This window comes from Solidesulfovibrio fructosivorans JJ] (assembly GCF_000179555.1).
Taxonomy (GTDB): domain Bacteria; phylum Desulfobacterota; class Desulfovibrionia; order Desulfovibrionales; family Desulfovibrionaceae; genus Solidesulfovibrio; species Solidesulfovibrio fructosivorans.
The window spans coordinates 78,965-105,038 of sequence record NZ_AECZ01000005.1; the positions used below are offsets into that span (position 1 = coordinate 78,965).

The following is a 26,074-nucleotide window of genomic DNA, read 5'->3' on the forward strand; positions in this document are numbered from 1 at the left end:
ACCTCGCAAGCATGCAGGCGGCATCATCATGACCAACGATATTCTTTCTCCGGCGCTCCTGACCTCCATGGCGGCCTCGTTTAGCGTCACCGACCTCATCAAGACGGCGGAAACCCTCAAGCACAGCGGACAGACGGCCTCGATCGAGACGGTCTACGCCGCCTGGCTGGGGCATCATCCCGACGATCCGCTGCGTTACGCGGTGCTCTTCAACTATTCCGTCGCGCTCCAGGACGTCGGCAAACTGGACGCGGCCCAGGAGAGCCTCGAACAGGCCATCGCCCTGCACCCGGAGTTCATGCCGGCCTATATCAATCTCGGGCGCATCTACGAGCGGCAGGGCAAGATCGGCCTGGCCGTCATCCAATGGTCGGCCGGTTTGGCCAAGATGGGGGCCGTGACCGGCACGGCGGTCATGCACAAGACCACGGCCCTCAACCAGAGCGCCCGGGCGCTCGAAGCGCTCAACCAGGACGAGAGCGCGGAAAACATGCTGCGCGAAAGCCTGCAGCTCGACCGCCAACAGCGGGAGGTCGTCCAGCATCTGATCGCGCTTAGGCAGCGGCAATGCGAATGGCCGGTGCTTTTGCCCTCGGAACGGGTGGACCCCACGCTGCTCCTCGAAGGCATGTCGCCCCTTTCCGCCGGGGCCTTTGCCGACGACCCCATCCTGCAACTGGCCGTCGCCGCCAGGTACAACCTGCTCGACGTCGGCCTGCCCGAAGGGGCGCATTTTTCCTGGCCCAAGGCCATGGAGAAGACCGGGAAGTTGCGCATCGGCTACCTTTCCTCGGACATGCGCGAACACGCCATGGGCTACCTCATGACCGAAATCTTCGGGCTCCACGACAGGAGCAAGGTGGAGGTCCACGCCTACTACTGCGGCATCGAGACGAACGACGGCCTGCACGGGAAATACAAGAGCGACGCCGACCATTGGACCTCTATCAGCCAGATGGACGACGCCGCGGCGGCCCGGAAGATCGTGGACGACGGCATCCAGGTTCTTGTCGATTGCAACGGCTATACCCGGGACGCGCGCCTGAAGCTCGTGGCCCTGCGCCCCGCGCCGGTCATCATCAACTGGCTCGGCTATCCCGGCACCATGGCCAGCCCGTACCATCACTACATCATCGCCGACGACTGGATCATCCCGGAAAATCACGAACTCTACTATACGGAGAAGGTCCTGCGCCTGCCGTGCTACCAGCCGAGCAACCGGACAAGGACCGTCGCCCCGGAGCGTCCCACCCGGGCGGAAGCGGGGCTGCCCGAAGAGGGCATGGTCTATTGCTGCTTCAACGGCCTGCACAAGGTGCACCGGTTCACCTTCGACCGCTGGCTTTCAATCCTGGCCGGAGTGCCGGGAAGCGTGCTGTGGCTGCTCGGCAGTTCCGAGACGGTGGAGAAACGGCTGCGCGACTACGCCGCCGGGCGCGGCATCGCCGGGGAGCGGATCGTTTTCGCGCCCAAGGTCAAAAATCCGAACCACCTGGCCCGCTATCCCCTGGCGGACCTCTTTTTGGACACCACGCCCTACGGCGCGCATACCACCGCCTCGGACGCGCTCTGGATGGGCGTGCCGGTCCTGACCTTAAGCGGCCGGTCGTTCGCCTCCCGGGTCTGCGGCAGCCTGGTGCGCGCGGCCGGATTGCCGGAGATGGTGTGCGAAACGCCCGAAGCCTTCGTCGAGCGGGCCGTGGCCTTCGGCAAGGACCCGCAATCCCTGCGGGCCGTGCGGGAAAAGCTGGGCGACGTCCATGACTCCTGCGTGCTCTTCGACATGCCGCTGCTTGTAAGCAAGCTCGAAGAGCTCTACGCCCAGGCCTTCGAGGCGTTTACAGCCGACCGGCTGCCGCGACCGGACCTGACCAATCTCGACGCCTACCTGGAAGTCGCCACCCGCATGGACCACGAAGCCCAGGATGTGCAATCCCTCGGGGACTACCACGGCTGGTGGTCGGAACAGCTCGCCAAACGCCACCGGCTGCGCCCCCTTGCCCGCGACCGTAGACTCGTTACCGATGTTGAGAAATTCCCGGGAATTGAAGAGCATTAGGTAGGGAAGAGGGTGCGAGAGGGGAAACCCTTTAAAAAGGGTTCTCCCCTCTCGCGCTCTCCCCTTCCTAAATTTCTTAACGGGGATGTATTTCACCGTAAAAACTGAATTCTATTGAAAGTCTTTGGAAGGGGGACCTGGGGGGAGAACCTTTCTTCAGAAAGGTTTCCCCCCAGGTCCCTTTTTTCCTCCCCCCCATTCCTCTCCCATAGCCCCGCGCATGTCGGCGTCGGGGCTGGTCTTGACCAGAAAGGCGGGGCGGTAGCCCAGGCGTTTTTTGAGCAGCGGCCCGGCGGTTGTTTCGGGGATGGGCGCGAGTTCCGAGGCGCCGTGGCGGGCCAGGTACACCGGGTCCACGCCGTCGCAGGCGTTTCGGGCCGGGCAGTCGGCGCACTGGGCCGGGAAGAGCTTGAAGCGGTCGCCGCGCATGCCGCAAAGCGCGGTGCCGTCGGGGAGTTTTTCGGCGAGCGGGGAGAAGGCATGGACCGGGCGCACGCCTTCTTCCGGAATTGGCAAGGGCTCGGCGCAGTAGGCCGGCGGCCGGTCGTGGTTGAGGCAGCGGTTGCGCCATTCGTAGGGGTCGTAGGGCACGCCGAGGACCCCGACCACATGCGCCGCCAGGGACGGAAAGGCGCACAGCGGCACGTAGCGGATGTTGGCCGCGACCCGGCCTTCGGTCAGGATCGCCACGGCTTCTTCCAGATAGGGGCTGATTTTCGTGTACGATGCGGCCAGGGCGGCGGCTTGCTCCATGCCGCGCCAGGCATGGTAGGCGTTGAACGCGATGAAGTTGACGGCGTAGACGCCCCGGGAGACGGCCAGCCGGGCGATGGCCGGGAGGGTGCGGCGGTTTCGCTCCAGCATGACCGTGTTGCAGGCGTACTGGAAGCCGCGCGCGTCCAGGGCGTCCATGGCCGCAAGCAGGGTGGGCAGGGACCCGCCGCAGGTGGCGGCAAAGGCGTCCGCGTCGGCGGCATGGAGCGAAAAGAGCAGGTCGGTCAGGCCCGCTTCGAGAAGCCGGTCGAGGAGCCTGCGCCCGTCGCGCTTGCGCAAAAGGAACTGCCCGAGGGTGATGCAGCGCACGGCCAGCCCGGCGGCAACGGCTTCGGACACGATCTCCACGAGTCCCTTGTGTACGGTCGGCTCGCCGCCGGTGATGTCGAGATGGGTCAGCCCATTGGCGGCAATGGCCCGGACGATGGCGATGCACGAGGCGGTATCGCGCATCCTGGCCCGGCGCAGGGCGGCAAATTGTTCCGGCCCGCCGTCGAGAAAACTGTAATAGCAGAAGGCGCAGGAGTGGGGGCAGGCAAGCCCCAGGTCAAGCACCGCGCCTCGGCCGAGGCGCCCTGGCGTATGGAAGGCGACGCCGGGAAAGGTCATGGCGCGACATCCCCCTTGTCCACGGCCGCCCGGGCTTGGCGCACGAGTTCCTTGGACTCTTCCAGAAGCCTGGCCCAGTTGTCCGGGGCGTGGATATCCACCCGCCGGCTTTGGGGATGGTCCCGCACGGCCATGAGCGCTTGCGGCACGTGGACGAAGCGCGCCCCGGCCAGGGCGAAGCGCTGGAACATGTCGTGGTCGTGGGCGAGGAGGGCCGGGTCGTAGAGGCCGCAGCGGTCATGCAGGGCGCGCGCGTAGAGCTTGCACACGCCAAGCAGGTACCAGTTTCCGAAGCAGGCCGTAAAGCCGTAGTCCGGCAGGGCGAAGCGGCGCAGCACCCGCATGGCGTCGTCCACGATGTGCATGTCGCCGTAGGCGAAGTCCGCGCCGCTTTCCGTAAGCGCCGCGACGAGGCTCGCCAGCATGTGGGGATAGGCCAGGTCGTCGCAGGGCACGTAGGTGCAGTACTCGCCCGTGCAGGCGGCGATGCCGGTATTGAGCGTCTGGCCGAGGCCCTGGTTGCGCTCGTGGCGCACGAGGCGCAAGGCGCGGCCTGCTGCGGGGTAGACCGGGTGCCGGGTCCGCTCGATGACGTCGCGGTCCGCGTCGTAACGGCTGGCGAACGAGGTCCGGAGATTTCCCAGGTCGTCCTGGAAGTGCGCCAGTTCCTCCGGGGTGTCGTCCGTGGAACCGTCGTCCACGACCACGATTTCAAGGGCCGGATAGTCCTGGAACCACAGGGAATCCAGGCAGGGGCGCAGGTAGCGGGCCTGGTTGTAGGCCGGCACGACCACGGACACCGTGGGAAAGGGGGCGTGTTGCGGCATGGGGCGGCCACCTCGCAAGGCCGGTGAAAGTTTGGCATGATCGACGCATGCGGTTTGGATTACGGCCGTTTTTTCCCGGTAGCGGGCCGGACGCCTCCCCGGATGTACGGGATAAAGCGGGGTGTGGTCCAGGGGAGGGCCGCCGGCGCTTTACGCCCTGAAGCCGGCTGGCGTATGTTTGGGCAAGGAAATTTTCGCGCCGGGCAAGGCGCGGGGTATTTGTCGGAGAGCCGGAAGAAAACATGTTCGCATGCGATCCCAGATTGGAAGCCGTCGGCGTCGTCCGGCCGCTCGTTTCCATCATCGTCACCAGCCACAACTACGCCCGGTTCATCGTCGCCTGCCTGGAGTCCGTGCGCGGCCAGACCTACACGGCCTGGGAGTGCATCATCGTGGACGACGCCTCCACGGACGACACGCATGCGGTCCTGACCGCCTATCTGGCCGGGCCGGGGAGCGGGGCGCCCTTTCGCTACGTTCGGCGGGACGGCAACGGCGGGCAGATGGAGGCCTTCCGCGACGGCTTGGCCCTGGCCAAGGGGCCCTTCGTCATGATGTGCGACGCCGACGACGCGTTGCTGCCCGATTTCCTGGAAACCCACATGGCCGTGCACCTCGGGACCAAGGCCGTGGCCTTTACCAGCAGCAACCAGTACCAGATCGACGCCTCCGGCGCGGTCATCGCCGGAGACCACCCCGACCATCTGGCCAAGGGGTTCTACCGCTACGTGCCCCAGCAGGATTTCCAGAAAACCTGGTGGATCTGGGCCACGGCCAGCTCCATGGTCTTTCGGCGGGCCACCCTCGAACTGATCATGCCCGAGCCCGGCGTATCCTTTCCCATCTGCGCCGATTACTACATCGCCCACTTCTGCCAGCAGGTCGGCAATTCCATCCTTATCCCCACCATTCACGGTTGCTACCGCCGCCACGGGGAGAACAATTTCAGCGCCAACCCCCTGGTCGGGGCCGTAAACGCCCTGGGCGACGTGTCGAAGCATCCGCCCCACGACGCCTTTCGCCAGGCCATCATCGCCCATGTGCTGGCCCATTACGACAGGTTCAAACCCATTTTCGGGCCCCAGGGCCTGCTGGTCATGCTCTACCGGCTGGCCCGCTACGACGAGATGCGCCGCATCCTGGCGGAGCACGGGGACAAGTTCGCGCCCTGCGGCCGGGGGCTTTTGCGCCGCTACGTCCGGTTTCGCCTGACGCGCTTCGCCTATGACCGCAGCCCCTTTGACGCGCGGCTCATGGTCATCGATCCGCCCCAGACCGCCTTTGTGCCGCCGCCGCCCGTTCCGGGCCGCATCTGGCTCGGCCGGCTGCGCCATTGGCTGGGGACGCTTTTCGCGGGAGCGCAACCGACACCGGAGGCTTGTCGCCATGGAAGTTGATCCGTTGGTGGTGGGGCTTATCATGGCCCGGGGCGGCGGCTCCACCCTCTACCGGAAAAACGCTTTCCGGCTCCACGGGAAGCCGGTCCTGGCCTGGGCCATCGACATCCTGCGGCGGGCGGGCTTTGTCGACACGGTCTTCGTCTGGACCGAGGATGCGGAACTGGCGGCCATCGCCCGGGAGGCCGGGGCCGTGGCCCTGCCGCGCCCCAAGGACATGGTGCATTATTTCGGCGGCAGCTGGACCGCCGGCGAGTGGAGCCGCACCCAGGACCGGCAGATCGCGGATCATCTGGGCCGGCCGTACGACATTGTGGTGCCGCTCAATTGCAATTGCGTGTGCCTGCGGCCGGAGAGCCTGCGGACCATGTACGATCTTTTGCGCCGGAGCCGGGGCCGTGTGTTTCGCGTCCAGGCCGTCAGCCGTGTGGCCGGAGGGCTGTGCCTGGAGCATCCCGCCAACGGCCGGCTTTTTCCGGTCTGGAACGACACGGACCGGACGCCGGACGCCAACCCGCCGCTTTTCCGCATGGTCGGCGCGGCCGTGGTCGACCGGGCCATGCCCAATGCCGGCGACATCGCCACCCGCTACCACGAGGTGTCGCCCCGGGAGGGGTTCGACTTCCAGCACGCGGACGACATCCCCTTTGCCCTGCATTACCTGGCCGACCGGGCGCGGGAAGAGGGGGCGTCATGAATACGTCCGCCGTCATTTTGGCCCTGTCCTGGCTCGAGCCGGGCCTTGCCGCGCTCTGGGACCGGCAACTCGCCGGGGAGGGAATCCTTTCCCGGGCGGCGCGGCATTGCCGGGAAAGCGGGGTCGTGGACGCGCTGTGCGTGCTCACCGACGTGCCGGCGATCGCGGCGGCGGGGGAGGCGATCGGGGCCAGGACCATGGCCTGCCCGGAGTTTTTCCGGGGGCATCCCTTCAATTTTCTCAATATCGAGGGCCAGAACCTGGCCCGGGAATTCGACCTGACCCTGGAAATCGGGACCCAGGCCGACCTGACCTTTTTTTTGCCCTGGAACATGCCCTTTTTAGGCGGACGGATGCTGGAAAAGATGTACCATATTTTGCTCGAGGACCCGCTGACGGCGCGGCTTTTGCCTATGCGGCCCGTCGATCCGCAGCTCATGGCCCACGTTGCCGGCGGCGGGGAGTTTTTCCCGATCTGGTTGCACAAGACCGTGGACCGCCAGCTGATCCCGCAACTGCACCGGCCGGCCCCGGCCTGCCTGACCCACTGGAGCCGGGCTTTTGCCGGCATCCCCAAGGTGGCGGGGCTTCCCGGCGACAAGATCTTCTGTTTCCGGGTGCGGGAGGAGGCGGACGTTTCCCTGGCCGCGTTTCTGGAAGACTACCGATTGGGCCAAGGGGGCCGGGATGGGGAGTCGGCGCGATGAACATCCACGACAGGATCGCGGCCGCGCGCGATGCCGATGAGGCCGGGTCGCCCGTTGTCCAACCTGGGGCGTTGGAGGATCCGCGTCTTTTTGCCGTCCCGGTGACGCGCCCCCGGGTGAGCTTCGTTCTCACCAGCTACAATTACGGCCGCTATATCACCGACTGCCTGGCTTCCGTGGCCGGCCAGGACTACGACAACTGGGAATGCATCGTGGTCGACGACGCCTCCACGGACGATTCCGTGGCCCGGGTGCGGGCGTTTCTGGCCAGCGCCGCCGCGCCCGAACGCTTCAGGTTCATCGAGCGCCCGGCCAACGGCGGCCAGATGGAGGCCTTCCGCCACGGCCTGGCCCGGGCCACGGGCAGTTTCGTGGTCATGCTCGACGCCGACGACGTGCTGTTGCCCGATTTCCTGACCGCCCACATGCGGGCGCACCTCGCCGTGGCCACGGTGGCCATGACCAGCACCAACCAGTACCAGATAAACGGCGCGGGCGAGGTGATCGCCGGGCAGCACATGGACCACCAGTCCAAGGGTTATTTCCGCCACGTGCGCCAGACGAGCTTCCAGAAGGGCTTCTGGGTCTGGGCCACGTCCAGCTCCATGGTATTCCGGCGCAGCACCGTGGAGCGCGTCATGCCCCGGGACGGGACCACATTCCGCATCTGCGCGGACTATTACATCGCCCATTTCTGCCATCTGCTCGGCGATTCGCTCCTCGTGCCCACCATCCACGGCTGCTACCGCCGGCACGGAAAAAACAATTTCGGCTCCAACCCGGTGCTCGGCAACATCAACAGCGTGGGCGATCTGGACAAGCATCCGCCCCACGACCTTTTCCGGCAGACCATCATCCGCCACGTGTGCGACAACAGAGACCTGTTCTATCCCATCTTCATGGGCAAGGGACTGGTCCGGTTCCTTTTGCGTCTGGCAAGGCCCGCCGAGCTGCCGGAGCTGGTGGCCCGGTATCCCGAGATTTTTCCCCGCGCGACAGCCCATTACCTGTGGCAGGCGACGCGGGCCGCCTGGGCGCGCTCACGCACGCCGGTCAGCGAGAAATTCAAGATTCTGCCGGTCGCGGCGGCGCGGGGCGACAGGCCCGGCACAGCCCAACCGGATGGGAGGCAGGCGACATGATTCCCCTTTCGCGGATGCAGATCATCCAGATCGACGTGACCAATGCCTGTCACAACCGCTGCTCCAATTGCACGCGGCTGGTCGGGCATCATCGCGAGCCGTTTTTCATGGACATGGACACGTTTCGGCGCGCCGTTGATTCGCTGGCCGATTTTCCCGGCGTCGTCGGCATGATCGGCGGCGAACCGCTTATGCACCCGGACTTCGCCGCCATGGCCGAATATCTGGCTTCGGTCGTCCCGGACCGCAAACGCCGGGGCTTGTGGTCCACCGTGCCGAAGGCCTTGGGCCAAAAATACGGAACGCTGATCCGCGAGGTGTTCGGCTACCAGTCGTTTAACGACCACAGCCTGGACAAGATCCTGCACCAGCCCGTGCTGGTGGCGGCGCGGGAAGTCGTCGCCGATCCCAAGAAAATGTGGCGGCTCATCGACGACTGCTGGGTGCAGCGCTACTGGTCGGCTTCCATCACGCCCAAGGGCGCCTTTTTTTGCGAAGTGGCCGCAAGCCTGGACATGCTTTTCGGCGGCCCGGGCGGCTGGCCCGTCGAGCCCGGCTGGTGGAAGCGCGTTCCCGGGGATTACGACGAGCAGATGCGGCAGGCCTGCCCGCATTGCGGCTGCGCCATCGCGCTGCCGCGCCGGCCGAGCGCGCAGGGCATCGACGACGTGAGCCCGGGGAACCTGCGCCGGCTCACGGCCCTTGGTTCGCCCAAGGTGGCGGCCGGCAAGGTGGAGGTCTTCCACGGCGGCCTGGAAGCCGACTGGCACCCGGGGCCCAACTGGTACATGTCCGACATCGAGCGCGGCGAGGAACTGGCCTGCCGGGCGCGCATCGCCCGGCGTCTCGAGGCTGGGGAGGCGGCCGGGGCGACGGAGGACCGGACATGAACGCGCCGGCACGCCTCCCCACGACGAAACAGCGCTCCCTGACCAGGCGCGGCGTGGTCTGGCTGGGCCAGACCTGCAACCTGCGCTGCCGGTTCTGCTATTTCCAGACGCGCATCGAAGCCAAGGACCATCCCGAACATCCTTTCATGAGCCTGGAAAAAGCGATCGCCATCGCCGACACGCTGCGCGGGCATTACGACAATCGGGCCATCGACATCCAGGGCGGCGAACCCACCATTTTCCCGGGCATCGAGCGCCTCTGCGAGCACTGCGCGGGCATCGGGCTGACGCCGACGCTCATCACCAACGGTCTGGCCCTGGCCAATAGGCAGTCCTGCCGGCGTCTGGTCGAGGCCGGCGTGCGCGATCTGCTCGTCAGCGTCCACGGCCTGGGGGACAGTTACGACGACGTGGTCGGCGTGCCCGGGGCGCACAAGAAGCAGATGGAGGCCTTGTCCAATTGCCTGGATGTGGGGCTGCCGGTGCGGTTTAATTGCGTGCTGACGCGTTCCGCCCTGCCGCAGCTTGTCGCCGTGGCCGCCCTTGCCGCCGAGGTCGGGGCGCGGGTGGTCAATTTCATCGCCTTCAATCCCTTCGAGGACCAGCAAACCGGCGAGCGTTCCCGCAAGGACGTGCCGGCCTACGGCGAGGTCACGCCGCCCCTGGTCAAGGCCCTGGACAGCCTGGAGCGCGCCGGCATCGAGGCCAACGTGCGCTATTTCCCCCTGTGCCAGGTGCCGGACGCCTATCGGAAAAACATCTACGATTTCCAGCAGCTCCCCTACGACTCCCACGAGTGGGACTACGCCTCCTGGTCCTGGACGGACATGAAGCCCCAGCGCATGCGCGACGGCGGGCTGTCGCCGCTTATAACCCTGCGTGAGGCCAACCTGCGTTCGCCCCTGTACCGGGCCATCCCGGCCGAAGTGTCCGAGCGTTTCACGACCGAGGAGCTCTACCGGGAAAACGCCCGCATCCGGGCCGTGGAGCACTGCGGCTACAGGTACGCCCCGGCCTGCGAGGCCTGCGGCGCGCGGGGCATCTGCGACGGCTTCCACGGCGATTACGCCTCGTTTTTCGGCTTTGGCGAGGCCGCGCCCATCGAAACGCCCGCGCCCATCACCGATCCGAAGCACTATATCGACGCCCAGGACAAGATCGTCGATTGAGGACGCGGCGGCAAAGGACAGGCAGGTCATGACCGGCGTCACCCACAACGCGTGCCCCATCTGCGGCGGCGCCTTCGATATCGTGGCCGTCAGTTCCCACATGCGGCGCATTGCCCGCTGCCGGGACTGCCGCCACGCCTTCGTGCAGAATCCGCCGTCCCGGGAGGCGCTTTTCGCCTGGTTCCAGGGCGAGTCCTACTTTGCCGACAACTACAACCGGCAGGGGATTTTCTCCCTGGAAGACGATGCCCAGTGGGAAGGCTGGCTGGCCGGGCGTTTCGACGAGCTGGAGTGGTACATTCCCGAGGCGGGGCTCGCCTCCGGGCCGCCGCGCCGGGTGTTCGAGGTGGGCTGCCTGGAGGGGCGGCTTGTCGACGCGCTGGCCCGCCGGGGGCATGCGGTCGCCGCCTGCGACATCAACGAGACCATGACCCGGCGGGGGAGGAGGGCTTTCGGCCGGGACATCCGCACCGGCACGGTGGGCCGCTGCGCGCCGCCGCTTGGGGCTTTCGACGTGGTGCTGGTCTATTTCGTGCTCCAATACGAACCGTGCCCGCAGACAGCGTTCGCCTCGTGGATGCGCCTGCTCGCCCCGGGCGGCCGGATCTTCTGCATCTTCCCCGTGGGCGAGAGCTCCCGCGTCGACCCCGTCGGGCTGCATTTTTTCTCCCGCGCCTCGCTGACGCGGCTGGCCCGGACCCACCTGTACGATTACCGTCTGACCGTCGTTGCCGAGGACCGGCCCGGCCGCAAGGAGCACAAGGCCGTGCTGGTCGGTTCCAATCCCGCTTGAGCCTTTTCCCGGTCCCTGACGTTTTTTTGGGGTGTGGCGCTACCGCGCCTTGGCCAGGCTTCGTCGGAAAAGGGCCAGGGCAAGCAGGAAAAAGCCCGCGCCGATGGCGGCCATGGCGACGAAGTTGGGCCAGACCAGCGAAAATCCCGCCCCGCGATAGAGGATCGCCTGGGCCAGGCTCACGAAATGCGTGGTCGGGGCCAGCTGCATGATGTCCTGGACGAGCTCCGGCATGCTCTCCCGGGGGCTGATGCTGCCGGAGAGGATTTCCAGCGGCAGGATGACCAGGATCATGGACAGCCCGAGCTGGGGCATGTTGCGGGAAATGGTGCCCAGAAAGACGCCGATGCAGGACGTGGCGTAAAACTGGAGCAGCGCGCCGCTAAGGAAAAGCGGCACCGATCCGGCCAGCGGCACGCCGAGCGCCCCGCGTACCACGAAGGCCAGCGACAAGGCCACGGCGGTCACCACCACGAAGCCCATGGACCATATCTTGGCCACCAGGATCTCCACGGCCGCAATCGGCATGACCAGCAGATGCTCCAGGGTGCCGCGCTCGCGTTCGCGCACCAGCGCCGCGCCGGCCAGGAGAATGGAGAGCAGGGTGATGTTGTTGATGATCTCCATCACGCTGCCGAACCAGGAACTGGTCAGGTTGGGGTTGAACTTGACCCGCACGGCAAGCTCCACGGGCGTTGCCGCCGCGCCGCGCCGGCGCTGGACGAATTCGCGCACCGCGCCGGCGATGATGTTCTGGATGTAGCTTGCGCCGATGTAGGCTTGCGACATCATGGTGGCGTCGATGTTGACCTGGATGTCCGGTTGCCGGCCGGCCAGGACGTCGTGTTCGAAGTCCGGCGGGATATCGAGCACGAAGATGAAGCGCCCGGCGTTAAGCGCCGGGTCCATCTCGTAGGACGCGATGCGGCGCGGCGTCTTGAAATACGGCCCGTAAAACGACTGGGTGATGCGCACGGACAGCGACGAGTCGTCCTCGTCGACAATGGCGATGGGCGCGTTGTGCAGCTCCTGCGAGGTGGCCCGGGCCACCACGTAGATGCCGCCGGTAAAGACCCAGACGATGACCACCAGCAGCACCTTGTCGTGCCACAATCCCCACAGCTCCTTGATCCCGAGGCGGTATACGTTGCGCAGGCGACGCATGGTCATTTCTCCTGCTTGGGCAGCAGCCAGACGCTGACGCCGGTCAGCGCCGGCACATAGGCGCAAAGGACCAGGAAATCCGGCATAAGATCGCGCAGCGACAGGGCCTTGGTGAAAATGCCCCGGCTGATGTTGAGGAAGTAGGTGGCCGGATACACGGTGCCGATAAAGGCCCCCGGTCCTTGCAGCGCCGCGACCGGGGTGGTCAGTCCGGAAAAGGTGATGGTGGCCAGAAGCGTCGTGATGGCGGCCACGGCCAGGGCGGCGATCTGGGTCCGGGTGAAGGCGGAGACCAGCAGCCCGATGCCCGTGGTCACCATGACGAAGGCCAGGCCGGTGAGCGTCAGGGCGGCGAAGCTGCCCTTGACGGGCACGTGGAAGGCGAAAACGGCCAGAGCGCACATGCCGAAAAAGCTGACCATGCTCACGGCCGCGTAGGGCAGTTGCTTGCCGAGCAAAAATTCCACCCGGGTCACCGGCGTGACGTAGAGGTTGACGATGGAGCCCAGCTCCTTTTCCCGCACCACGCCGAGGGCTGTCATGATGGCCGGGATGAAGACCAGAAGGAGCGGGATGACGGCAGGGACCATGGCGTAGAGACTCTTGAAATCCTGGTTGTAGCGGTAGCGCACCTGGACGCCGGACGCGGCCTGTGCGGATGCCGCGCCGCTTTGGCGGGCCAGGTTTGCCAGATACAGGCCGTGCACGCCCTCCACGTAGCCGCGTATGGTCTCGCCGCGAAAGGGCATGGCCCCGTCCACCCAGACGCCGATGGTCGCCTTGCGCCCGCGCCGCACGTCCCGGCCGAAATCCGGGGGAATCTCCAGGGCCACGCTCAGATCGCCCGTGGCCATGCGCCGGTCCATGTCCCGCGTGTCGGCCAGGGGGGGGAGTTCCTTGAAATACCGCGAGCCGCTGAAATTGCGGATGTAGTCCCGGCTCTCGGGCGACTGGTCCCGGTCGAGGACCGCGAAATGCAGGTTCTCCACATCGAAGGTGATGCCGTAGCCGAGGATGGCGAGCAGGATCACCGAACCCATAAGCGAGATGAGCAGCCGCACCGGGTCGCGCAGGATTTCCCGAAACTCCCGGCCGGCGTATGCGGAAAGGCGCATGAGGCTTAGTCCCGGGATGCGGGCCGGTCCGGCTTTCTCCGGCTCCGGTTGGGGCAGGGGAGCGGCGTCAGCCTTGTCCGGGGAGCCGGGGCCGGTCATCCCCGAGGCTTCCTCGAGGTAGTCGATGAAGGCCTCTTCCAGGGTGGCCTTGCCGCGAAGTCTGGCCAGGGTCGCCGGCGCGTCGCTGGCCAGGACCTTGCCCGCGTGCATGAGCGAGATGCGGTCGCAGCGCTCGCCTTCGTTCATGAAGTGGGTGGACACGAAGATGGTCACGCCCTGGTTGCGCGACAAATCGACGAGCAGTTCCCAGAAGCCGTCCCGGGCCACGGGGTCCACACCCGAGGTGGGCTCGTCGAGAATCAGCATCTCCGGGCCGTGGATCACGGCCACGGCCAGGGACAGGCGTTGGCGGATGCCGAGCGGCAGGCGCTCGGGCCGCTCGTCGGCGTAGGCGGTGAGGTTGAACCGCGTGAGCATCTCGCCCACGCGGGCCGGAATCTCGGCCCGGGGCATCTGGAAGAGCTGGGCGTGCAGGGTGAGGTTGTGGCGCACGGTCAGTTCTTCGTAGAGGGAAAAGGACTGGGTCATGTAGCCCACGCGCTTGCGCGTCGCCATGTCCCGGGTATCGACCGCCTTGCCGAAAAGGAGCGCCCGGCCCTCGGTCGGCGGCAACAGCCCGGTCAGCATCTTCATGGTGGTGGTCTTGCCGCAGCCGTTGGAGCCGAGAAAGCCGAAGATTTCGCCCCGGCGGATCTCGAAATTCACGTGGTCCACGGCGGTAAACGATCCGAAACGCATGGTCAGCCCCTCGGCCACGATGGCCGGCGGCTCGTCTTCCCGGGAGGCGAGGGGCGGCACCACCAGCCTCTTGTGCCCTTGCCGCCTGGATTCGGGCAGCAGACGGATAAAGGCCGTGTCCAGGTCCGGCGCGCCGGTACGGGAAAGCATCTCGGCCGGCGTCCCCGTGGCCAGGATGCGGCCGGCATCCATGGCCGCCAGCCAGTCGAAGCCCTGGGCCTCCTCCATGTAGGCCGTGGCCACCAGCACGCTCATGCCCGGACGGCCGGCGCGGATGCCGTCGATAAGCCGCCAGAACTGGCGGCGGGAAAGCGGGTCCACCCCGGTGGTCGGTTCGTCGAGCAGAAGCAGGTCCGGGTCGTGGATCAGGGCGCAACACAGCCCGAGCTTTTGCTTCATGCCCCCGGAGAGCTTGCCGGCGGCCCGGTCGCCGAAGGGGGCAAGGCCGGTGCTTAAAAGCAACCGGTCGATGCGTTGGCGGCGTTCGCGCGGGCCCAGGCCGAAAAGCCGGGCGAAAAAGTCCACGTTTTCGCGCACGGAAAGGGTCATGTACAGGTTTTTGCCAAGCCCCTGGGGCATGTAGGCGATGCGCGGGCAGACCGCGTCCCGGTGCTTGGCGTCGGCCATGTCGCCGCCAAGGACCTCCACCGTCCCCCGCTGGATGCGCCTCGCCCCGGACGCCAGGGCGAGCAGGCTCGATTTCCCCACCCCGTCCGGGCCGATGAGCCCGATCATGCGCCCGGCCGGGATGTCGAGGTCCACGGCGTCCAGGGCCACGACCTTGCCGTAGCGCAGTCCCACGCCGGTGAGCCGGACCGCGCCCGTCGGGGTCATGGCGCGGGCTCCCTCACTTTTACCACGGGCGGCACCTCGCGCGGCCAGGGGGCGGCGGGATCGAGACGCACGTAGGCCACGCCGGGCAGGCCCGTCTTCACCAGCTTGGCGTAGCGCCGCAGCAGCTCGGGCAGGATGTTGATCTTGATGCGAAACATCAGCTTTTCGCGCTCGGTGCGTGTCTCCACGGCCTTGGGCGTGAACTGGGCCTGGGGCGAGACGAAGGTCACCCGCCCGGGGATGGACAGATCCGGCCGGGCGTCGAGCACGATGCGCGCCTCGGCGTCGAGGGCCGTGCGTCCCACCTGGGAGGTGGGCAGAAAAAGGGTCATGTAGACGTCGGCAAGGTCGAGCAGGGTGACGACATGGCCGCCCACGCCGAGGACCTCCCCGGGCTCGGCCAGCCGGTAGAGCACCCGGCCGTCGATGGGCGCGGTCAGGGTGCAGTCCGCGATGTCGGCCCGGATCGTTTCGGCCTTGGCCCTGGCCGCCTCGATGGCCGCCTGGGCCTCCTCGACGCCGGCTGCGGCGGCTTCCAGGGCGGATTTGGCGGCGAAAAGCTGGGCCTTGGCCGCCTCGAGCAGGGCGTTGCTGGTCTCCCGGGCGGTCTGGTCCACGTCGAGCTTTTCGCGGGCCACGATGCCGCCGGTATGCAGCACCTTGGTGCGGCGCAGTTCGATTTCGGCCAGTTGGAGCTGGCTGGCCCGCTGGGCCACCAGGGCCTCGGCGGCGGCGATTTCGTTTTGGCGCTGGGCCACGGAGGCCGCGGCGCTGGCCTTTTTGTGCGCGGCCTGGAGGATGGCCGCCTGGGCCTCGCGCAGGTCGGCGTCGAGGACCTTGGTGTCGATTCTGGCCAGCACCTGTCCCACCGTGACGTCGTCGCCTTCCCGCACGGTCACGGCGGTCAGGCGTCCGGCCAGCTTGGTGGCGATATCCACTTCCGTGGCCTCGATACGACCGTTGCCCACGGCGAAAGCGCCGGCGAGGTCGCGGGGCTTGAGCTTGTACCAGGTGAAGACGCCCCCGGCGGCGAGGAGCGGGAGCAGGAGAAAGACGAGCCAGCGTTGGGACTTTTTTTGCGACATGGTTGTACTCCGTCGGCATCGTCCCGGAAAGGCTGCCAGTCGTTCCAAGGACAATGCCCTGGGACAGCCATGCAGCATTGTTTAAAAGTTACTATAATACGTATCTCGAAGCAATGTTCAAGAATCCCGGGAAAAATGGATCGGAGGAGTCCTTTGCCCGCTCATGGGAGTCCGGCCTGCCGCGCCCCCGCGTCCTTCGCGGAGCGGACCGTGTTTTCGTTGCCGTGCCTGCGGTGGTAGGCCCAGGGTGCGGCGCGGGATGACGGAGTCGAGGCCGCCGGCCTGCGCTTTTGGAGGCCGGGTGCAGGATTTTATACCCGCCGCAAAGGGGCGGATGGAAGAATTTCGCGACATTTGGCGAATCTCGCGGGCGGCCGCGGGAGGGGGCTAGCCCCGCGAAGGGCGCGGAAACGCTCGATCCGCGGCGATGGGGACAAACGTAAAATGAAAAAGGCTTTCTGGGAGCCACCCAAAAAGCCTTTTTCAAAAATGGTTTGTTCAGAGGAAGGATATTTCCTCTAAAGCAGGGAGCGTGCCAAAAGGCGACGATCGGTTTTGGGGGCCGTCTTCGTATGATTTCTCGGTGTGTTAGGGATGCTTGTCGGTCGCTGGCCTGCGGGGACCGGCCCTGCGTGGCGTACAGAATCCTTTACCCTGCCGGGAATGGCCACGAAAAGGGGACAAGGATTTATACCCGGCGCAGCCGGGAGCCAGGGGCAAGCGCTCATCGCCATTTCGTCTTGTCGAAGAGCCCTCGCTGGGAGAGTTCGTTTCGCTTGTATCGGTCGAAGTCGAAATGACCGGGGACGGTCGCACCGTCATAGCGATTGGCCGCTATGGCGAACATGGCTACCAGGGCGATAAGGCCCACGGCGAGGCTGATAAAGATCCATTCCATGCTCTTTACTAGCAGAGGAGATGGCGCGTGTCATCCACGGATGCGAAGGGGCCAGGAAGGTCGCCTGCGAAAAAAGACTTTTTTAACAAACTGTTAGACTTTATGGGTGGCGTCCTGGATGATTTTCATTGTCTCGGCCTTGCGCGACTCCAGGATGAGCAGGAACACCTCCGCGCCTTTTTGCCGCCGCTCCCACCATTCAGGATCGGCAAGGGCCAGGATCGCGTCGGCAACAGCGTCCCGCTTTTCCCGTGGCACGGACCGCAGCCGGGCCAGGCACAGCTCTTTCGCGTCGGCCTTCATGTCAGCCAGGGTGGCCCGCTTCGGGCTTTCCTTTTTCATGCGGCACATTAAAAGCTGTACGTTCCGGCAGTTGGCATAAGCGCACCACCTGCGGAACCGTTTTGATTGTTCCCAAGAGCTTGATTTAACATTGGTTTGATCCCTTCAAGATTCAGGTCCTCTTTGCTCGGTTTGTTGCTATGGTAGCTTAAGCGGGGGGAAGACTTGTATTCTGATGCCTTGGCGGTTGTTTTCGCGGCGGTATCGTTGCGTTGCGTATCATGAGATGGATTTTCGGCAAACGAAGCGGCTGCCGAAAGAATAATGAATGCAAACAAGAAGATAAAAGTCTTCATATGCCTTTCCTGCTTGTGAAGTCGCTTTGGATCGTGCCGCGCCCGGTACGTCTTGACCCTCTGCGCGTTAATGTTCTTGAAATAGCAGAGAGGCGACCGTTCCGCCAGGGTTTGAAGGGCGATGTCCTGGACGTTGCCTTTCTCCTGGGGACTCCGGAAGCGAGGGCGTCGGGGATCTCCCGGACTTCGGCAATGCCCCGGCGGCCTCCCCACGATCAAAGGCGATGGCGGGTCGCGAATTTTCTCAGGATACCCCTGCGGCCAGTTGGGGGCAATGTCCCCTTTCCGGGGAAGCGGGGCGGGGCAGAGCATTCTGGGCAAATTATTTGCGTGATCCTTGTGACAAAAATCCTCTGGCAAACGTATAGGGATAAAAGAGCTCCAGGCAATTTATGAACCACGATGACGAGACACAGCTTATCGAAGACATCCTTGATGGGGAGGCCGCCGCATACGCCGTGCTGGTCCGTCGTTACCAGTCGCCGATTCATGGACTCATGTCGCGCATGTGCCGCAATCCCGCAGATGCCAGCGACCTGACCCAGGAAGCCTTTGTCGTGGCGTACGAAAAACTCGAAAAATTCAAGGTTGGGGCGCGGTTTTTCCCCTGGCTTTACACGCTCAGTCTCAATATCGCGCGCGACCATCTCCGCAAGCAGGGGCGCGTGGAAATACCGGCGTCGGCGTTACATGATGGTTTCATGGAGAACATACAGGATGAAACAGCGGATGATGCTCTGATCGAAAAGATTGATAGTGAAAAGCTTTTCGCCGCAATGGAGGCTCTTGGCCTGGAGACCAGGGAAGTGTTGATCCTGCGTTACCAAGAGGGATTGTCCATTCAAGATATCGCGGATGCCCTGAAAATATCGGTGAGCGCTGTCAAAATGCGCATTTCCCGGGGGCTTGAACGATTGCGCGCAATGTTTGTGGTTCCCAGAGGCGGGCAAGAAGCATGAACAAGAAGCATGAGGAACAAGCGGCGCGGGACTTACAACGCTTGGCCGGCGCCATTGCCGGCCTGCCGCGCCCGGAAGTCCCGGAACGGCTTCTGCCGCAGATCATGGCCCGCATCGGGCCCAAGAAACCGTCTCTTTCGCGCCGAATCTGGAGATGGGTGCAGCGGTTGTCGCGTCGCGCCGCCATCCGGGGCGTCGCCATTGGCGGCCTGGCCGCTTTTGCCGTGGCCATGCTGCTCTGGTCGGCAGGCCCGTTCATGCGTCATGCGTCTCAACCCCCTTCGTCGTCTGTGAAGGGCTTGGCGTCGGAATCGACCGGATGGCGACTTGCCGGCGGCGGCGCCGGACAAGCAAAGGACGTCACTTTTGTGGCGCGTATCCCCGGCGCGCGGCAAGTGGCCGTGATCGGCTCCTTCAATGACTGGATGCCTGGGCGGCACGTCATGCACAAGGCCCCGGGAAGCGATGTCTTTACACTGACAGTCCACTTGCCGGCCGGGCGGTATGTGTACGCTTTCCTTGTGGACGGCACGATCCTGAAGCCGGATTCCAGCGCCTTGCTTCAGGAAGACGACGGGTTTGGCCATACCAATTCCGTCCTTATCATTGAGGATGACAACGGCCGGCAACAGGCAGGGGGACGTCATGCTCGTCCGCTTTAATTTTTTGATCGCGGGATTTGTCCTTGCCATGACCTGTCTATGGCCCTCCACGGGCTTGTCGGAAAACCGCGTGGGACTTGTCGCAGCGATGGAGGCCGCGAGGACCGCCGGCCTCTCGCAAGGCGCTATCGATCGTGTCTTGGGGTTTGGCTACCGCTTTGGGTTAAGCGAATCCGATACGGCGGCGTTTCTGGAGATCGGGGGCAAGGCTTCGTCCTCGGGCGGCAATACGGCTTTCGTGATAGACAAGATTGAAGAGGGGTTGGCTAAGCATGTCCCGATTTCCCGCATTGAGGAGGCCGTACGAAAGCAGCTCGGGGATTTCGCTTTCGCACAGCGCCAACTGGCAAACCGTCCTGGCGTAACAGCCGCTTTGAACGAGCGTCTGGCGCAGACATTACGCATGGGGCTCTCGCGGGGCGATATTGAGATCTGTCTCTCGCACCCTGATCATACGGCGCGGCAGGTCGTTTTGACCGCGGAATTCATGGCAGCGGTGCGTCAAGCCGGACTCCCTCCCGCCCTTGCGAACAGTCTGGTCGCACAAGTGCTTGGAGCCAAGGATTTTCCCTTCGCGCTTTTGGAGATAGCGAGGTTCGTTCGCGATGCGAAACAGGGCGGCAATCCCGATGCCGTGGTGGCGGAAGATGCGGCCAAGGTGATCACGGGAGACATGAGCCTTTCGCAGGCGCGTCACGCGTTGGGCCTGGCTTCCCCCGAGGCGGCGTCAAGCACGGGGAGCGCCCAAGGCAGGTCCGCTGGCGCCAGTGCCGGTTCGGGCAAAGGGTCGGGCCAGAGGAGCGGTTCAGGCGGAAGCAGCGGCGGTGGATCTGGCGGAAGTGGTTCTGGCGGCGGAGGAGGTTCCGGTGGCGGCGGAGGCGGCGGTGGTGGTTCCGGTGGTGGCGGCAGTGGTGGTGGTTCCGGTGGTGGCGGCGGCCACGGTGGCGGCCGCAATTAACCGTTGCTCTTCCAAAAAATATTGAGGCAAAAAAAAGTGAAATCAAAGTGACCAATTCACGTCTCCCTCCGTATATCTCTATAAGTAGAGAAAAGGAGAAACCCATGTTGAAGAAAATGATGGTCGTCGTCGCGATGTGTTGTTTCGGATTTCTGTCCACAACCGCCTTTGCACAGAATGGTTTTGGCTTCAATGCAGGCAATCCCCAGGGGCAATTCGCCGGTAGTGCAGGGGGAGGCGGGAACGGTATCTGTCAGTTGGACGATGGCACGGGCCTTGGGCTCGGCCTTGGCCTCATGCTCGGCTTTGGGGATGGAACGGAGCCGATGCCTCAGGACGGAACGGGTTTTGGCGCGCCGATAAATCGATAGCATCCCCATCCGCAATAAATCCCTCCGCGTCCTTGCCGGCTGCGGGGGGATTTTTCGTTATGCCGCAGAGGTGCACCCTGGCCTGATGTTTTCAACTATCCGTCATTATTTCAAATGGTTAAGCCGTTGGATTGTACCCGAAAACTTGCACAAAAAACGGCCTGCGATTTTCACCGCAAGCCGTTGAAATCTATGGTCGGGGCGAGGTGGGTTGAACACCCGGCATCCTGCTCCCAAAGGAGCAAAGACGAAGTTTTTATATTGAAATAATTACATATTTACTAGGGGGAGATGACATTTCCCGGTTAAAATGACGCAGCCCCGGCCTCAGGCGGTTCTCCGGAGGTTAGCCGCCCGGGAGCCCGTCACGGTCTTCCGCCGGATCCGGCAGACCTGTTTCCCCGCGCCAGGCGCGTTTAAACTCCTCGCGGACCATGTCGCGGAGGGCGGCCGCCCTCTGGTCAGCGCCCTGGATGGCGTCCCAGTCCGGTTCCCGGCCGACCTTCTGCAGGAGCAGGCCGTCCGCGCCGAACCAGTACGGCAGCAAACCGGCCAGAAAATACCCCCTGGCCCGCAGCAACTCCACGGCGGGGGGGGCAGCCGCGTCGCCAAGGTTGAGGAATATCTGGACCATGCCTCGAGGCCCGGCCTTGGCTTCGGCCGTGGAAACGGCCTCGTCGAAATCCCTGCCGGCCCGGGTTACGGTCAGGCGCAGCAAGCCGGTCTCCTGGAGAAAGAAATGGCTGGCCAGTGTCTCGCCCGTCAGCGCCGCCGCGGAAGAACACACGCGGGGGAGGGCCAGTTCCGCGTACAGCGTCTCGCAAAACGCCCGGTATGGCTCGGGCAAGGACACCGCGCAGGAGGGCTTTTCGAACGCCTTGAACATCAGGAAAAGGGAGGTGTTGCGGGACGCGTCGTTCTCCTTGGCGCGGCTTCCGGACGGCAGGCATTCCACCTCGAGTCCGGTGAATGTCAGGCCCCAGGGCAGAGCGATAAGCTGGGAAACCGTATGGTTGCTTACGGCCTCGAGAAAAACCACGGGGATCCCCAGCCGCCTGGGCAGGCTTTCGAGGGCCACCTTGCTGAATTCCGTGCTGAGGTGCCTTTTCCGATAACTCCCAAGGACCATGAGCTGGCCGGCTTCGTAGACGTCGGGGTTGGGGGCGTGGCGAAACAGTCCGAACAGCCCGACAACCTCGCCGCGCGGCGTCCGGGCGACCACGGTATATTGATCGTTCGTGGCGTTGCGGCGGACGATCTCCTCGGGATCGTAGACATGCTCCAGCGGAAAGGTGTCGCCGTAGGTCTCATAATAGGCCATGGCGACGCCCGGGGCGTCCTCGGGACGGAAAAGTTCTATCGCGACATCCTGGCCGGGCTCGATCACCCGGTGCGACTCCCGGAGTTTTCCGATCAATTCCTCGCGTCCCATGCGCATCTCCTCAGGCTCCCGGGGCCCCGTTTCCTCGGCGGGAGCGGAAGCGAAGGTCATGCCCCAAGGCTCGCATCGCCCACCGCCAGTTTCTGGTTGAGGAAATCCACCACGGTGAATCGCGGGGCAAAGACCGGTTCGCGGTCCACCAGGCCGGTTCCCCGCAGCAGGCAGGTCAGGACTTCGCAGGCGAGCAGCGTGTTCGCCGCCAGAGCGCCGATGGCCGTGGTGGGCAGGATGCCGGACGCGCAGCCCCCGGCAATGCGGTCCATGACCGGACGGTTGAAGAAGTCCCCGAAAAGTGACGGCAGCAAACCCTGGTTGCCGTCGGACCGCTCCCGCACCAGCCGCCAGAATGCCTCCGGCATCATACCGCCCGGCTCGTGGGCCACCAGCAGGGCGCCGAAGCCGATGGCCCCGCAGGTGAACATGGGGAGATCGTATTTTTCAAGCAGGGCAGGTGTCATGGCCTTGATATCGTGGCCTTTCTCCACATCGATAACGCCGACGTACACGTCGGCCCCGGCCAGAAACCCTTCGAGATTGCCGCCGGTGACACCTTCCGGGAAGCACTCGAGCTCCAAGGCCGGATTGATGGACCGGGCCAGCTCCACATACACGTCGAGCTTCGGGCGCCCCATGGTCTGGCCCAAGGCCCCGGCCTGCCGGTTCATGTCCGGCGGGTCGAAAACGCCGTTTTCCGCCAGCCGGAAACGCGTCACCCCGCAGCGGACAAGGGCCAGAAACGCGCCGCCGCCCACGCCGCCAAGCCCGGCCAGGGCGACAACCTTGCCCCGCAGGACCGCCAGACCTTCCTCGGTAAAGATGGGCACCGCCCGGTTCAGGAATGTCTCGGCCATGCTCACCCCCGGCATCCCGACGCGCCGTCGCACAGGGAGTAGACGGTTTCGCCGTGGCTGTGGCGATCGGCGTCGCTGAGGCGCAGATCGCCGAGCAACTCGGCCATGACTTCCGGTTCGTGGTGGTAGCCGAGTTCCGCGACCTCCCGCACTGCCTCTTCGCGGGAGAGCAGCCCGAAGGAAACCCCGGCGCTCACTTCCACGATGGATTGGGGGAAGGCGGTGGTTCGCATGTTGCGAAAGCGCATGTACTGGCAGTAGTCCTTGACTTTTTCGATGCGGCAACTGGTATGCAGCAACCCCTTCTGGCCCGGGGGCATCTTCCAGTCCATTTCCTTTTGCATCAACGTCGCGACCTCCTTCCAGGAGCCGTAGAGCGCATTCGTCTTCAGGCGGAGGAATTGCGGCACGAAAACGGATTCGTCCTCCCTGGCCCGCGCAAGGAGGCGGTCGAGAGGTCCGTAGATCTGGTCCAGGCTGCTTCGGATGGACCGCTGGTAGCGGATGTAGTCCGCCATGAGGGAAAAGGGATCGGGCGGTTCGGGCGCGCTGGCCGCCATCCCCAGGAATTGGAGGGTCTGCTCGCGGATGGACAGGGGCTCGGGCCGGGCCGGTCCCTTGCCGGATTGCAGGCTGCGCATGACATGGCTCATGACCGCGAGCTGGACTTCCTCGACCCCCTGCATGACCACCGGGATCCGTTCCGAGGCGGCGAGCGGAAAGAAAAGGACATGGGCCACGGTCGGGCAGAGACACGGCGCTCCCACTTGGCCGAACTGGGCGCGCATGGCGTCCCGGACGGCGTTTATCGGCAGGGTCCGTTCCATCAGTTCGACATCCGGCAGCAGTTCGAGGGCCCGGCGGATGTTCTCGCGGCAGGTGTCGTTGGTATAGGGCATGTTCCAGGACGCGGCCAGGACGCGCAGCCCGAGTTGTTTCGCCAGATACCACAGCAGAAAGGTGGAATCCTTGCCGCCGGTGCAAAGGACCATGACGTCGAAGCGGGAGTCCTTGTTGCCCTTGGCGATCGACAGCAAGGCGGCCTCGTCCACGACATTGCGCGGCCCGGCGGAACCTCCCGTTTGTTCGGCCCGCTCGTAGCACTGGCAGAAGGCGCACACCCCCCGGGCATCGAACTCCAGCCCCGGCAGCAGGTGGTCGTCGGCCACGCATCGGGTGCAGGTCCGCTTGTGATCGGCCGTGGACGGCCGCCGCCGGTCCTGCTTGTCCACCACGATCCCCTGCGCGACCAGTCGGCCGAAGGTCTCGCTTTCGCGTACGGCCGCCGGCAGGCTGTCCAGGGGCGTCGCGCCGTCAAGCCCGGCCAAGGCCTCGGCCAGGGCAGCCGGCACGGGCAGGACCGTTTCCTGGTGGCGGGGCGGATTGCGCAGGCCGTAATAGACCAGGACCTTCCCGTCCCGACTGTCACGCACCGCCCAGCGGTATTGAAGTGCGGGATGCGATGGCAAACGCATGGCGACCTCGCTTCGCATTATGCAAGACCGGTCGAACGGCCTGCGCCCGGTTTGTGCCGCTCCCCCGTTGGCCGGCCTCGGCCGGTTTGGGGGCGACGTGTCGCTTCGGTTCCATATGACGCCTGGACGTGCATGCTTTCGTAAGCCATGGATGGGATGACGTCGAGAGCGGAATGTTCCGTGTGCACGTCCAGGGCGGCCTTTGCGCAAACCACGCCCGGGCGGCATTCTTGGTTTGCCACGATAAAGGAAATGCTATTGCATTGAAGGCTCATGAGGCTGCCGGCGGTCCATAACGCCTTTCACGGAAGCGCCTCATGCCCGGGGACATGCGCCTTTCGCTGGAGAGGGGAGGGGAGCAAAAAAAAGCATGATGGCAGCGCCATGATCATCTTGTCTGGATGTTCATGGCTGTGCTACCGACAGATCATAGCGGCGAATTTGTTCCGGGCTCCAAGCCGGATGCCGCGACATCCCGCTTGCTTTTTCGTCATGGAGGTTACTGCATGCTCCAGTCATCGCGCCTTCGGGACGCACTTCTCCCATGGTTGCGTTTTGCCGCCTATGCCGTTGGTTTGCCGAGTATACTCGTGCTGGCTGCCGCCTTGACCGTGCCGGTGCTCGCTGCTCCTCCAATCAACGAAGTGGCCCAGCAGTCCAAATCGACCACATGGGCGTTCGACAAGGTCGGTCTCAAGGGCGTGTTGTATCCATCACTGATGCTAAACATTGCAAAGATGAAGATGGACATGCAGCATAACGATGATGAACTGGGGGATCGCAACGGCCTTTTCGGCGTCAAAGTGATCGCTCCGCGCGCCGGGGCAAAAGCTGCTGTGGAGATAAGCGCCTCATCGACCTTGATCAATCCAGGCAGGGCGGAAGTGGCTCTTTCCCGCAAGGGTAATGCCTATCACATCTATCCGTTTCTCACCTTCTCTGATCCGATCACCTTGGTGCAACAGCCGATTGGAATCACCATGACGGCCCGGTTGTGGCTGGATGGCGTTCCTCAAGGCGAGCAAACTGTCCCTGTTACCATCGCTTCAGCCAACGATTGCGTGCACAGCTTCGAGGATGACGATGAGGATTACGACACGGACTGGCTTTATGCCGCCTATGTCAATGAGAACCATCCCGTGGTGCGGCAGATTTTGCGGGAGGCCCTGGCCACGGGGGAAGTCTCGTCGTTTCCGGGATATCAAACGGATGCCGAGGGTGTGCGCAAACAGGTAAAAGCGATCTGGCAGGCTTTGCGCCGGCGCGGCATCCACTATTCGAGCATCAAAACCCCGTCGGTCAAACCAAAGGATGTCGGCGTGCAGCACGTACGCTTCATCAGCGAGGCGCTGGCCAGCCGGAAGGCCAATTGCGTGGAGGGCAGTTGCCTGCTGGCTTCGGTCTTTTACAAGATAGGTCTGGATACGGCGCTGGTTGCATTGCCCGAACACATGCTTGTCAGCGTTTCGCTTGATCCCGGCGGGAAGCGGCAACTGTATCTGGAAACCACCATGCTCGACGATTCCTCCTTCGAGGAAGCTTTGGAGTCTGGCGAGGAGCAGGTCGCCGAGGCGTACGAAAAGGCACGCAAGGCAGCGGCGCGAAAAAAAGCCGACAAGGATGATGAGGATGAGGACGAAGAGCCGCACTTCATCTCCATCCGCGAGATGCGCAAGGCTGGAGTCGTGCCGATACCGGATCGCGACGCGTCCCGCCAGCAGTTCTTTCAGATCAAATAGACGCGGACGGTATCCTAGAGGA

General features: G+C 64.4%; 24 protein-coding genes. 13 read left to right on the top strand and 11 right to left on the bottom strand.

Annotation, left to right across the window (positions count from 1 at the left end; genetic code table 11):
• Positions 1–28 precede the first annotated feature (28 nt).
• Positions 29–2,059, top strand: coding sequence for an O-linked N-acetylglucosamine transferase, SPINDLY family protein (locus DESFRDRAFT_RS04915; protein WP_005991742.1), 2,031 nt, complete (start codon positions 29–31; stop codon positions 2,057–2,059).
• A 156-nt stretch (positions 2,060–2,215) separates the two neighbouring features.
• Here DESFRDRAFT_RS04915 and DESFRDRAFT_RS04920 read toward each other — a convergent pair whose 3' ends face one another.
• On the bottom strand, positions 2,216–3,442 hold the full coding sequence (locus tag DESFRDRAFT_RS04920; RefSeq protein ID WP_005991743.1) for a radical SAM protein: 1,227 nt from the start codon (positions 3,440–3,442) through the stop codon (positions 2,216–2,218).
• Complete coding sequence (locus DESFRDRAFT_RS04925) at positions 3,439–4,269, bottom strand: glycosyltransferase family 2 protein (RefSeq protein WP_005991744.1); 831 nt, start codon at positions 4,267–4,269, stop codon at positions 3,439–3,441. The genes DESFRDRAFT_RS04920 and DESFRDRAFT_RS04925 overlap by 4 nt, the downstream gene beginning before the upstream one ends.
• A gap of 242 nt (positions 4,270–4,511) precedes the next feature.
• On the opposite strand from DESFRDRAFT_RS04925, the gene DESFRDRAFT_RS04930 reads away from it, so the two are divergent.
• From DESFRDRAFT_RS04930 to DESFRDRAFT_RS20650, 7 genes are read left to right on the top strand one after another with little or no spacing between them, the layout of a single operon-like run.
• Positions 4,512–5,666 carry a glycosyltransferase gene (locus tag DESFRDRAFT_RS04930; RefSeq protein WP_005991745.1) on the top strand — a complete coding sequence of 385 codons (1,155 nt, stop codon included), beginning with the start codon at positions 4,512–4,514 and terminating at the stop codon, positions 5,664–5,666.
• Entirely contained in the window at positions 5,656–6,363 is a 708-nt protein-coding gene (locus tag DESFRDRAFT_RS20645) for a cytidylyltransferase domain-containing protein (protein ID WP_005991747.1), read from the top strand. Before DESFRDRAFT_RS04930 ends, DESFRDRAFT_RS20645 begins: the two co-directional genes overlap by 11 nt.
• Positions 6,360–7,070 carry a hypothetical protein gene (locus tag DESFRDRAFT_RS04940; RefSeq protein ID WP_005991749.1) on the top strand — a complete coding sequence of 237 codons (711 nt, stop codon included), beginning with the start codon at positions 6,360–6,362 and terminating at the stop codon, positions 7,068–7,070. Before DESFRDRAFT_RS20645 ends, DESFRDRAFT_RS04940 begins: the two co-directional genes overlap by 4 nt.
• A complete protein-coding gene (locus tag DESFRDRAFT_RS04945; RefSeq protein ID WP_005991750.1) occupies positions 7,067–8,212 on the top strand; it encodes a glycosyltransferase family 2 protein in 1,146 nt (381 codons plus the stop codon). Before DESFRDRAFT_RS04940 ends, DESFRDRAFT_RS04945 begins: the two co-directional genes overlap by 4 nt.
• Positions 8,209–9,102, top strand: a complete 894-nt coding sequence (locus DESFRDRAFT_RS04950; protein WP_005991751.1) for a radical SAM protein — start codon at positions 8,209–8,211, stop codon at positions 9,100–9,102. The genes DESFRDRAFT_RS04945 and DESFRDRAFT_RS04950 overlap by 4 nt, the downstream gene beginning before the upstream one ends.
• Complete coding sequence (locus tag DESFRDRAFT_RS04955; protein ID WP_005991752.1) at positions 9,099–10,271, top strand: radical SAM protein; 1,173 nt, start codon at positions 9,099–9,101, stop codon at positions 10,269–10,271. The genes DESFRDRAFT_RS04950 and DESFRDRAFT_RS04955 overlap by 4 nt, the downstream gene beginning before the upstream one ends.
• Before the next feature lie 28 nt (positions 10,272–10,299).
• Positions 10,300–11,064 (top strand): class I SAM-dependent methyltransferase, encoded by a 765-nt coding sequence (locus tag DESFRDRAFT_RS20650; protein WP_005991753.1) that lies wholly within the window; start codon positions 10,300–10,302, stop codon positions 11,062–11,064.
• Between the two features lie 39 nt (positions 11,065–11,103).
• On the opposite strand, the gene DESFRDRAFT_RS04965 is transcribed toward DESFRDRAFT_RS20650, so the two are convergent.
• The 6 genes from DESFRDRAFT_RS04965 to DESFRDRAFT_RS21995 all read right to left on the bottom strand — a co-directional run bounded on the left by DESFRDRAFT_RS04965 (position 11,104) and on the right by DESFRDRAFT_RS21995 (position 17,596).
• Complete coding sequence (locus DESFRDRAFT_RS04965) at positions 11,104–12,228, bottom strand: ABC transporter permease (protein ID WP_005991754.1); 1,125 nt, start codon at positions 12,226–12,228, stop codon at positions 11,104–11,106.
• A gap of 2 nt (positions 12,229–12,230) precedes the next feature.
• Positions 12,231–14,975, bottom strand: a complete 2,745-nt coding sequence (rbbA, locus tag DESFRDRAFT_RS04970; RefSeq protein WP_005991755.1) for a ribosome-associated ATPase/putative transporter RbbA — start codon at positions 14,973–14,975, stop codon at positions 12,231–12,233.
• Complete coding sequence (locus DESFRDRAFT_RS04975; protein ID WP_005991757.1) at positions 14,972–16,060, bottom strand: HlyD family secretion protein; 1,089 nt, start codon at positions 16,058–16,060, stop codon at positions 14,972–14,974. Before DESFRDRAFT_RS04975 ends, rbbA begins: the two co-directional genes overlap by 4 nt.
• Before the next feature lie 724 nt (positions 16,061–16,784).
• Complete coding sequence (locus DESFRDRAFT_RS22645) at positions 16,785–16,958, bottom strand: hypothetical protein (protein ID WP_005991758.1); 174 nt, start codon at positions 16,956–16,958, stop codon at positions 16,785–16,787.
• A gap of 93 nt (positions 16,959–17,051) precedes the next feature.
• On the bottom strand, positions 17,052–17,300 hold the full coding sequence (locus DESFRDRAFT_RS04980) for a hypothetical protein (protein WP_043793938.1): 249 nt from the start codon (positions 17,298–17,300) through the stop codon (positions 17,052–17,054).
• A gap of 8 nt (positions 17,301–17,308) precedes the next feature.
• Entirely contained in the window at positions 17,309–17,596 is a 288-nt protein-coding gene (locus tag DESFRDRAFT_RS21995) for a hypothetical protein (protein ID WP_144004938.1), read from the bottom strand.
• A 392-nt stretch (positions 17,597–17,988) separates the two neighbouring features.
• Here DESFRDRAFT_RS21995 and DESFRDRAFT_RS04985 point away from each other — a divergent pair, with 392 nt between their 5' ends.
• From DESFRDRAFT_RS04985 to DESFRDRAFT_RS05000, 4 genes are all read left to right on the top strand, one after another.
• Complete coding sequence (locus DESFRDRAFT_RS04985; RefSeq protein WP_005991760.1) at positions 17,989–18,555, top strand: RNA polymerase sigma factor; 567 nt, start codon at positions 17,989–17,991, stop codon at positions 18,553–18,555.
• On the top strand, positions 18,552–19,217 hold the full coding sequence (locus DESFRDRAFT_RS04990) for a glycogen-binding domain-containing protein (protein WP_005991761.1): 666 nt from the start codon (positions 18,552–18,554) through the stop codon (positions 19,215–19,217). Before DESFRDRAFT_RS04985 ends, DESFRDRAFT_RS04990 begins: the two co-directional genes overlap by 4 nt.
• A complete protein-coding gene (locus DESFRDRAFT_RS22000; protein WP_005991762.1) occupies positions 19,201–20,175 on the top strand; it encodes a hypothetical protein in 975 nt (324 codons plus the stop codon). The genes DESFRDRAFT_RS04990 and DESFRDRAFT_RS22000 overlap by 17 nt, the downstream gene beginning before the upstream one ends.
• Before the next feature lie 104 nt (positions 20,176–20,279).
• Complete coding sequence (locus tag DESFRDRAFT_RS05000; protein WP_005991763.1) at positions 20,280–20,546, top strand: hypothetical protein; 267 nt, start codon at positions 20,280–20,282, stop codon at positions 20,544–20,546.
• A 346-nt stretch (positions 20,547–20,892) separates the two neighbouring features.
• Here DESFRDRAFT_RS05000 and DESFRDRAFT_RS05005 read toward each other — a convergent pair whose 3' ends face one another.
• Genes DESFRDRAFT_RS05005 through DESFRDRAFT_RS05015 form a run of 3 tightly spaced genes read right to left on the bottom strand, consistent with a single transcriptional unit; the run spans position 20,893 to position 24,313 of the window.
• On the bottom strand, positions 20,893–21,978 hold the full coding sequence (locus DESFRDRAFT_RS05005) for a GNAT family N-acetyltransferase (protein WP_005991765.1): 1,086 nt from the start codon (positions 21,976–21,978) through the stop codon (positions 20,893–20,895).
• A gap of 56 nt (positions 21,979–22,034) precedes the next feature.
• Positions 22,035–22,838, bottom strand: coding sequence for a ThiF family adenylyltransferase (locus DESFRDRAFT_RS05010; protein ID WP_005991767.1), 804 nt, complete (start codon positions 22,836–22,838; stop codon positions 22,035–22,037).
• A gap of 2 nt (positions 22,839–22,840) precedes the next feature.
• Positions 22,841–24,313, bottom strand: coding sequence for an adenine nucleotide alpha hydrolase family protein (locus DESFRDRAFT_RS05015; RefSeq protein ID WP_005991770.1), 1,473 nt, complete (start codon positions 24,311–24,313; stop codon positions 22,841–22,843).
• A 506-nt stretch (positions 24,314–24,819) separates the two neighbouring features.
• On the opposite strand from DESFRDRAFT_RS05015, the gene DESFRDRAFT_RS05020 reads away from it, so the two are divergent.
• On the top strand, positions 24,820–26,052 hold the full coding sequence (locus DESFRDRAFT_RS05020; RefSeq protein ID WP_005991772.1) for a hypothetical protein: 1,233 nt from the start codon (positions 24,820–24,822) through the stop codon (positions 26,050–26,052).
• Positions 26,053–26,074: the final 22 nt, after the last annotated feature.